The following is a 6787-nucleotide window of genomic DNA, read 5'->3' as shown; positions in this document are numbered from 1 at the left end:
TAGCTATTCCTTTTTGTTTGTTGTGATAATTTAAATTATAAGGAATACCTCCTTTTTTTAAACTAAAACTGTGCAATATCTATGGCTCTTAAACAAATACAATTATCAGGTAATATAGACTTTTTGAGAAGAATATACTATTATATATCTAAGAATATAGTAATCGAAGTAGAAGAAAAAGAGCCTTATGATATAATAAGCGAGGTTATAAGTATTAACTTTGTAGACTTCAATATGGATTTCAATGATAATGGTAAGCCGCATAGATGTTTTAAGCTAATAGATACAGAGAATCCAGAAGTTGTTTTAGATATGGTTCAGATGCATATAGTAGAAGTTCCGAGATTTAGGAAAATATTATATAATACAAATATAGAAGATATTAAGAAAAAGAAAATATTATCTTGGATAGAGTTTTTTACAGCTAAAGATTTGGATAAAGTTAAAGATAAATTAAAGGAGGTTAATAATATTATGCCTAAAGTAATTAATAAATATGAACGTTTCATATCTAGTGAAGATGAGATGGAAGTTTATAATGCCAGAGATGCATTTTTATATGGTCAGACTTTAATGTTAAGAAGAGAGCGTGAAGAAGGATTGCAGGAAGGAAGAGAAGAAGGCAGAAGAGAAGAACAGCTTGCCATAGCTAGGAGTTTCAAAAATGCTGGTATAGATATAAATATTATAAGTGAAAATACAGGGCTAACCATAGAAGAAGTACTAAAATTATAAAATAATAAGCAGTTTATAAACTTCATTAATAAGTTATAAACTGCATAGCTTTATAAATTTAATAAAATTATTAAACAATTAGTACTAAAGATTTAGAGAACTTAAAAACTCCAATTTTCTCTCACTCTGTTCATTGTCTCCTCCTTCATGCCCATTAAATGTATAAACATTAATAGATTTATCTCCTGCATAATTATTATAAGCAGCAAACACAGTTGAAGGCGGACAAATAATATCCATAAGACCAACAGAAAATAATGCTTTAACTTTAGATCTTTTTGCAAATAAAGCCCCGTCAAAATATGATAAAGTTTGAAAAGCAGTTTTTTCATGCATTCTGTTTGTTTTGCAAAATTTCGCTATTTCATTATAAGGCAGTGTATCAGTAATAGTGCAGGCTCTTTTATAGTCGCATAAAAAAGGAACATCTATCATAGCAGCTTCAATTTTTTCTTTGGTAAGAGATGATAAACCCAAAACAGCAAGAGATATTCCCCCTCCCTGACTTGTGCCGTTTATAGCTATTTTACCAGTCAAAGAATGTTCTTTTGCAGCCTCTATGGATTTAACAGCATCAATAAAAACCCTTTTATAATAATAATCTTTTTTATCAAGTATACCCATAGTAAGAAAACCATCAGCATGAGGAGTAGAACCTATAGGATCTGGAGTTACTGCACCATTTCCTCCTTCTGCCCCCTGACCTCTTACCTCCATTACAAATACACTGTATCCTGCTGAAGGAAAAAGTAAATGCTTAATAGGATAATCTCTTCCTCCGCCGTATCCTGGGTAGCACATTATACATGTTAGCTTTTTATTATTTTCTGAAGCATATTTAGGTGCTATATACCAGCCGTTTATATTATGTTTTAAATACCCATTAAAACTTACACTCCAAACATCAAATAGTTTTAAATGTGTGTCTATTAAAGTGTACTTAGCATCTGTACTATGATTATTTTCTTTTAAAGTATTATCCCAAAACTCATCAAAGTCTTTAGGTTCTTCGGATACGCCTTTATATTTATAAAGTTCTTCTAAACTTAAATCAAAAAAAGCCATAATTAAAATCCTTCTTAATTTTTAAATGATTAATTTTTAGTATAGTATAATTTCTTTTTTTTTCAATTATCTTTTTAGTATCTTTAACTATCTTTTTTATATATTATTTAATTATAAAAAACATGTTAAACAAAAAATTATTTTTCATAGTATTGTTTTTTGATTTTTTATATAAATTAGTAAAGAAAATATTACAAAAAAATAAAAAAAATCAAAATAGCTATATCAATTTTTTTTAAAAGATATATAGTATTTTACAAAAGGGACACTATAAAGAGTGTCCCTTTTTTTACTTTTAAAAAATTATGATAAAAAAATAATATTTGTTAGGGTGTAAAAATGATAATTTTAATTTATTCTATGCCGTTTTTAATCTATTTATGTGCTAGCATATTCAGTACTGTTTTGGTTATTAATGCTTCAAAGATGGGGGCTGCTCCTTTTTTTATATCTATGCTTGGAGTTTCTTACGGCATGGGTATGATGATTACAGCTGGAATACTATCTAAAATAAAAATACCCAAAAAATACTATACAAATTTAATATATATAGAAGCTGTAATGCAAATGATAATATCTGCTTTATGTCTTATATTTATGCCTATGGAAATGTCTGTTTTTTATTCATTTCTCTACGGATGCAGTACTACAATATTTTTTGTATGCTTTCAGTCATCACTTGATATAGTTTCAAAAGACCTGCCTATGAGATTAAGCGGAGCATTATTTATATTTTCTTGGTCTTTAGGATTTGCTATTGGACCTACTATTACCGGACTTATATATGATATAAATTATAAAATAGGTTTTTATATTGTTATAGCTATGAGCTTTATAATATTTATTTTATTTTATTTATCTAGGCACTTGAGATTTAAAGCAAACAGAATAAAAAAATTCGACGAGCCATTTATGAGAGCTCCAAGATATAAAGTATATATAGGCTGGCTTATAATATTTGTAGGTGCTTTGGTTCTTCATACTTTAAGATTTATGTTTCTTGATTATGGTATAAAAGAGGCTGGACTTTCTGAGGCTAAAGCTTCAATGCTTGTAGGAAGTTTATCAGCTTTTATGGCTGTTGGTACTTTAGTAGGATCTTTTTATTTAAGATTTTTAGAGAAAAAAAGAGTATTTACAATCGTAGGGCTTCTTACACCTATAGCTTTAACATTAATATTAATAAGCAAAAATTTTTATGTATTTATAATAGCATTTATGTTTTTAGGACTTGTTAGCGGATTCGGATACTTCTTCGGTCTTTACTATGCTTTGGCAGATCAGGAAAACTCATCTTCAAATGTTGCTGTAAATGAGGCATTAACTGGGGTTGCTGCTTTAGTTATTCCTTTCAGTGTAGGATACTTAGCTTCGCATTATTCATACTTTGCGGGTTTTTTATTTATGATGATAGTATCTTTAATATGTTATATTGCTGCAATAGTGATAATGCATAACAAAAGAAAAGCAGAAGTATTATTTAAAGAAAAATTAAATAATAATAATGAAAAAATAGAAAACAGAATAATAAAACAATCAAATATGCAGTGAATATTCTCTGCATAAAAAACAATTATTAATTAGAGGTTAAATAAAATGATTATTTTAGTTTATTCAATGCCTTTTCTAATTTATCTATGCTCAAGCATATTCAGTACAGTTTTGGTTATCAATGCTTCCAAAGCAATGGCTACACCATTTTTTATATCATTAATAGGTGTTTCGTACGGTACTGGTATGATGATAAGTGCAAGTATATTTTCTAAGTTTAAAATACCAAAGAGAATATATCCTAAAATATTGTACGCAGAAGCATGCTCTCAAATAGTAATATCTATATTATGTTTAATATATTTAAAAAATGAGATGGTGCTTTTATATTCATTTTTATTCGGGGCTAATGTAACGGCATTTTTTGTATGCTTTCAGTCTTTGCTTGATTCTGTTTCCAAAGATTTGCCTATAAGAATAAGCAGCGGACTTTTTATATTCTCTTGGACTTTAGGGCTTGCTGTAGGACCTATTGTTACTGGATTTATATACAAACTCAATCCGAATATAGGTTTTATGATTGTTATAGCTATGAGTATATTAATATTTACTTTTTTCTATATGTCAAGGCATCTTCATTTGAAAGCAAATCGTCATAAATGGGAAGAACCTTTTATGAGAGCACCTAGATACAAGGTGTATATAGGCTGGCTTATAATATTTGTTGGTGCGGCTGTTCTTCATACTTTAAGATTTATGTTTCTTGACTATGGTATTAAAGAGGCTGGACTTTCAGAATCTAAGGCGGCAATGCTTGTGGGAAGTTTATCCGCTTTTATGGCTTTTGGGGCTTTATTTTCTGCATTTTATTTAAGGTCTTTAGAAACAAAAAGAGTATTTACTGTAGTAGGATTATTAACACCTGCTGCTCTTACATTGATACTTATAACTAAAAATTTTTGGATATTTTTAATTGCATTTATGTTTTTAGGTTTTGTAAGCGGATTTGGATATTTCTTTGGGCTTTATTATGCTTTGGCTGACCAAGAAAACGCTACTGCTAATGTGGCGGTTAATGAGGCTCTTACTGGAATAGCTGCTTTAATAATACCTTTTGCTGTAGGATATTTAGCTTCTAACTTTTCATATTTTATCTCATTTTTATTTATGATGATAGTCTCTTTAATATGCTACTCTATAGCTATATATATAATGTGGCAGAAAAAAAGAACGGCACTTCTTAAAGAAAAGTTTAAAAAACTTATAGAAGAAGCAGATGAGCAGTATGAAAAATAAAAATTATATATTATTATTCGTTTTGACAATATAATGATTTTAATATATTATTTTTCAAATCAAATTTATTAAAGAGAGTATATATGAATAATAAATATGATGTTATAGTTGTAGGGGCAGGTCATGCTGGAATAGAGGCGGCACTCTCATCTGCAAGACTAGGTATGAATACGCTTATTATATCTATAAATCTTGATACTATAGGTCAAATGTCATGTAATCCTTCTATAGGAGGCGTGGCTAAAGGCACTATTGTTAAAGAGATAGATGCTTTAGGCGGAGAGATGGGGCTTTTAATAGATAAAACTATGATGCAGTTTAGAATGCTTAACAGAAGCAAAGGCAAAGCTGTATGGGCTCCAAGAGCTCAGGCTGATAAATATGCATATAAGGAAGAAGCTGCTAAAACTCTTTATGCTCAGAATAATCTTACACTTCATCAGGATATAGTAACAGAAATAGTAGCTGAAAATAATGTACTTAAAGGTTTAAAAACAGAAAGAGGCAGAGAGTATGAATGCGGTGCAGTAATTCTTACAACTGGAACATTTTTAAACGGACTTATTCATATAGGAACATATCAAAAACAAGCCGGACGTATAGGAGAGCTTCCTGCTATAGGACTTTCTGATAATTTAAGGACTTTAGGACTTGAAGTAGGAAGATTAAAAACTGGTACTCCTGCAAGAGTGGATTATAATTCTATTAATTTTGATATATTAGAGATGCAAAAAGGTGATGAGCAAATAGTACCTTTTTCTTTTTTAGATGATAGTATTAATATAGTTCAGGAGCCTTGTTATATAACATACACTGATACTAATATTCATAAACTTATACAGGACAATATACATTTATCGCCAATGTACAGCGGTGTGATTACTGGAATAGGACCAAGATACTGCCCTAGTATAGAGGATAAGGTTGTAAGGTTTGCAGATAAGCCTAGACATCAGCTTCATTTGGAGAGAGAAAGCTATAGGACTAATGAAGTTTATATAAACGGTTTCTCTTCAAGTTTGCCAGAAGAAGTTCAGATAAAGATGATAAGAGCATTAAAAGGACTTGAAGAAGTAAAGATATTAAAACCTGCTTATGCTGTAGAATATGATTATGTGAATCCTATAGAATTAAAGCCTACACTTGAAACAAAAAAAATAGAAGGCTTATTTTTAGCAGGACAAATTAACGGAACAAGCGGATATGAAGAGGCGGCATGTCAGGGTTTAATGGCTGGAATAAATGCAGCATTAAAAATAAAAAAAGAAGAGCCTTTCATACTTAAAAGAAGCGACGGATATATAGGCGTTTTGATAGATGATTTAACGGCTAAAGGAACTAAAGAGCCTCATAGAATGTTTACTTCGCAGGCAGAACATAGAATGCTTTTAAGACAGGATAATGCCGATGAAAGACTTACAGAACTTTCTTACAATATAGGGCTTGCAAGTAAAGAAAGGCTTGATAAAGTAAGAGATAAAAAAAGAAAAACTCAGATACTTGTGGAATATTTAAATAAACGCACACTCACTCAAAAAGAAGCAGAAGATTTGGGATTTACAAAAGAGGCTAAAGAATACAGAAGCATGACATTATCTTCTATAATAAAGCGTCCTGAATGCGGTATTGATATGCTTGTGTCTTTGATAGATGATGATTATAATAAAGATGTTTTAAATAATGCAGAAATATACATTAAATATGAAGGATATATTGCAAGATATTTAAACGAAATAAAAGACATTGAGAAATATGAAAACATGCTTATACCAGAAGATTTTGATTATTCTAGTTTGAAAAGTGTAAAGATAGATGCTATAAATAAATTAAAGCAGTACAAGCCTTATAATATATCGCAGGCACTAAGAATACCAGAAGTGGATAAATCAGTTGTACATATTCTTATATTAGCCCTTACAAACAAGAAGAAATAATTTATAAAAAAACTGCTCTATAATATTTATCTAAATATACTAAATGAAAAAAATAAATTTTATTTTTTGTATATTTTTTATATTGTTTGCCTTTTGCCTACGCTCTGCGTGCTGTCTACAAGTTACCTACTTGCAGTTTTAAAAAACCATGCTAATCATAAAACAAGTACAATGATTTTAATAATCAAGGAGATTATATTAAGTAATTGCTCTAATGAAATAATTTTTAATTCATAGATATGCATACAAATATATAAAAAAGAGGC

4 protein-coding genes and 1 pseudogene are annotated in these 6787 nt (G+C 29.5%); 4 read left to right on the top strand and 1 reads right to left on the bottom strand.

Going from position 1 to position 6787, the window contains the following annotated elements; all coding sequences use genetic code 11:
• Window positions 1-93 precede the first annotated feature (93 nt).
• Window positions 94-735 (top strand): annotated as a pseudogene (locus Q1X91_RS09850) (Rpn family recombination-promoting nuclease/putative transposase); the annotation flags it as partial.
• A gap of 84 nt (window positions 736-819) precedes the next feature.
• On the opposite strand, the gene Q1X91_RS09845 reads toward Q1X91_RS09850, so the two are convergent.
• Window positions 820-1800, bottom strand: coding sequence for an alpha/beta fold hydrolase (locus Q1X91_RS09845; protein ID WP_300756567.1), 981 nt, complete (start codon window positions 1798-1800; stop codon window positions 820-822).
• Between the two features lie 339 nt (window positions 1801-2139).
• Between Q1X91_RS09845 and Q1X91_RS09840 the strand changes: the two genes are divergently transcribed.
• The 3 genes from Q1X91_RS09840 to mnmG all read left to right on the top strand — a co-directional run bounded on the left by Q1X91_RS09840 (window position 2140) and on the right by mnmG (window position 6521).
• A complete protein-coding gene (locus Q1X91_RS09840) occupies window positions 2140-3351 on the top strand; it encodes an MFS transporter (protein WP_300756564.1) in 1212 nt (403 codons plus the stop codon).
• A gap of 45 nt (window positions 3352-3396) precedes the next feature.
• Window positions 3397-4587 (top strand): MFS transporter, encoded by a 1191-nt coding sequence (locus Q1X91_RS09835; protein WP_300756561.1) that lies wholly within the window; start codon window positions 3397-3399, stop codon window positions 4585-4587.
• An 83-nt stretch (window positions 4588-4670) separates the two neighbouring features.
• Entirely contained in the window at window positions 4671-6521 is a 1851-nt protein-coding gene (mnmG, locus tag Q1X91_RS09830) for a tRNA uridine-5-carboxymethylaminomethyl(34) synthesis enzyme MnmG (protein ID WP_300756558.1), read from the top strand.
• Window positions 6522-6787 lie beyond the last annotated feature (266 nt).

The sequence above is a fragment of the uncultured Brachyspira sp. genome (assembly GCF_949287625.1).
GTDB lineage: Bacteria > Spirochaetota > Brachyspiria > Brachyspirales > Brachyspiraceae > Brachyspira.
This window is presented reverse-complemented; position numbering and strand designations above follow the sequence as displayed.

Bases quoted from the DNA above. Each gene is read 5' to 3' on its own strand.
- Q1X91_RS09845 (WP_300756567.1), bottom strand. From the start codon at position 1,800: ATGGCTTTTTTTGATTTAAGTTTAGAAGAACTTTATAAATATAAAGGC.
- Q1X91_RS09840 (WP_300756564.1), top strand. From the start codon at position 2,140: ATGATAATTTTAATTTATTCTATGCCGTTTTTAATCTATTTATGTGCT.
- Q1X91_RS09835 (WP_300756561.1), top strand. From the start codon at position 3,397: ATGATTATTTTAGTTTATTCAATGCCTTTTCTAATTTATCTATGCTCA.
- mnmG (WP_300756558.1), top strand. From the start codon at position 4,671: ATGAATAATAAATATGATGTTATAGTTGTAGGGGCAGGTCATGCTGGA.